Genomic DNA, 2,288 nt, shown 5'->3' with positions numbered 1-2,288 from the left:
TTCCTCCTTAGCTCAGTTGGTAGAGCGACGGACTGTTAATCCGCAGGTCGCTGGTTCGAGCCCAGCAGGAGGAGCCACTTTTAAAGCCGCATCACTTGATGCGGCTTTTTTGTATCTGCTTTATACGTCATTTCTCGCTTTCCCATTTATCTACACTTCATTTCTAAACATCAGCGAACATTAAATCCTTTCTTCAAAAACACTTATTTCACGCTAAAAATTTAATCCTCATCGTAATTTTAATACGCATTAGTATCCGAGCATATTCATCTTCACTAAGATGCCCGAGTTATTACATTTCTTCTTTTAGCTATGCCTTGCATAGTGATAACACTTTATTTGTGAGCTAAATATGAAACTAAAAACTCAAGCCTATTTATTATCTGCGATCATATTGCTAGCTCTCTTAGCTTTGACCGCAACGGGCTTATGGACACTTCGCGTCGCAAGTAACCTTGATAACAAAGCTCGAGTTACTGAGCTATTTAAAAGTGCGTACAGCATACTTACCGAAGTAGAAAAGATGGCTATCGAAGGCAAAATGCCGGAAGACGAAGCGAAAGCATTAGCCACTCGCCTACTTCGTAACAATATCTACAAAGACAACGAATACGTTTATGTCGCAGATGAAAATATGATGTTCATCGCCGCACCACTAGACCCTCAACTGCACGGAACCAGCTTCCATGACTTTAAAGATGGCAGTGGTAATAGCGTAGGCCAACTCATTCTAGATGTATTGGGGCACAAAACAGGTCAGATCGTTGAATATACCTGGAGCCAAAAACAAGCAGATGGCAGCATTGAAGAAAAACACTCGATAGCAGAAAAAACACCACACTGGGGCTGGGTTGTCGGTACAGGTATTGGCTTTAATGAAGTTAACGCACGTTTTTGGTCGACAGCACAATGGCAGCTTGTGCTATGTCTGATTATCGCGGGAAGCATTCTAAGTGGCCTGATCATTTCGATTCGCAAAATGCTTCATCTACTTGGTGGAGAGCCTAACGACGTGCGCAAAGCAGTTCAAGCTGTCGCTCAAGGAGACATTCAGACCAGTTTTGATACTGTGGCACCGAGAGGAAGTATCTATCGTGCCGTGCAAGATATGAGTCAATCACTAGCTACTATGGTGACAAACCTAGAGAAGTCTATGCATGCACTGCGCGCAGAGTTGTCTGCCGTAGAAGCTCGATCAAATACGATTGCCGATCTTACCGTATCTCAGCAGCAATCAACGGCGATGATTGCCACTGCGATGACTGAAATGGCATCTTCAGCCAACCATGTTGCCAATTCAGCAAGCGACACCGCAAACAATACGGACGAGGCAGACAAACAAAGCCAACATACTCAGAAACTCATTCATAACACGGTTAAAAACATTCAAGGTTTAGCTTCTCAATTAAATACTGCGAGTAAAGCGGTCGCCGATCTAGATCAGGATGTAAATAATATTGTAAAAGTGCTCGATGTGATTGGTGATATCGCAGAGCAAACAAACCTATTGGCACTCAATGCAGCCATTGAAGCAGCACGTGCTGGAGAACAAGGCCGAGGCTTCGCAGTCGTTGCTGATGAGGTACGCAACCTAGCAGGACGCACACAAGACAGCACAAAAGAGATTCAGTATATGATCTCCAATCTGCAAGAAGGCTCTCGCAATGCCATTCACACAATGGAAATATGTGCAGAAACCAGTGAAAGCACTGTTACAGAGTCTAAGAATGCCTCTGAAGCTCTACAGCAAATTGTAACGGCGTTAGAATCTATCACCACAATGAGCCAGCAGATCGCTACTGCTGCCGCTGAGCAGACGCAGGTTAGCGATGATATTGCGCTACGCATAAACCTTATCGATGAAAGCGGAGGCCAACTAAACTCTGTCGTAACCGAGAGTCAATCAAGTACTCAAAGTTTAGCTTCACTAGCGAATGAGCTAGAAGGTTGGGTAAACAAGTTCTCAGTAAAGCACTAGTTTAAAGTCAATTGTTCAATAAAAAGCACGTTTTCAGACGTGCTTTTTTGTTTTTATCGCCTTTATTTTGCAAGTGAATACACTATCAATGTTAAAACATCGCTTAAAGCATGGCGCATTGCTGCTAAAAACGCATAAAAACAGCCCACTCCGAGCACAAATTCATCAAACGATATTTTATTTTAATTTTATTGTTGACCTGAAAGCCGAAAAGCCTTTTAATACACCTCGTCGCCCGGATAGCTCAGTCGGTAGAGCAGAGGATTGAAAATCCTCGTGTCGGTGGTTCGATTCCGCCTCCGGGCACCAC

General features: G+C 43.6%; 1 protein-coding gene and 2 tRNA genes. All 3 read left to right on the top strand.

Annotation, left to right across the window (positions count from 1 at the left end; all coding sequences use genetic code 11):
- Window position 1 precedes the first annotated feature (1 nt).
- A tRNA-Asn gene (locus R7190_RS25475) sits at window positions 2-77 on the top strand.
- 275 nt (window positions 78-352) lie between these two features.
- Window positions 353-1,978 (top strand): methyl-accepting chemotaxis protein, encoded by a 1,626-nt coding sequence (locus R7190_RS25470; protein WP_132936938.1) that lies wholly within the window; start codon window positions 353-355, stop codon window positions 1,976-1,978.
- A gap of 233 nt (window positions 1,979-2,211) precedes the next feature.
- Window positions 2,212-2,287: transfer RNA gene (locus tag R7190_RS25465), tRNA-Phe, on the top strand.
- The last annotated feature ends 1 nt before the right edge of the window (window position 2,288 follow it).

This window comes from Vibrio sp. 1078-1, assembly GCF_033340475.1.
The sequence above is the reverse complement of the archived record's forward strand: the minus strand, read 5'-3'. Positions and strand labels throughout refer to the sequence as shown.

Bases quoted from the DNA above. Each gene is read 5' to 3' on its own strand.
- R7190_RS25470 (WP_132936938.1), top strand. From the start codon at position 353: ATGAAACTAAAAACTCAAGCCTATTTATTATCTGCGATCATATTGCTA.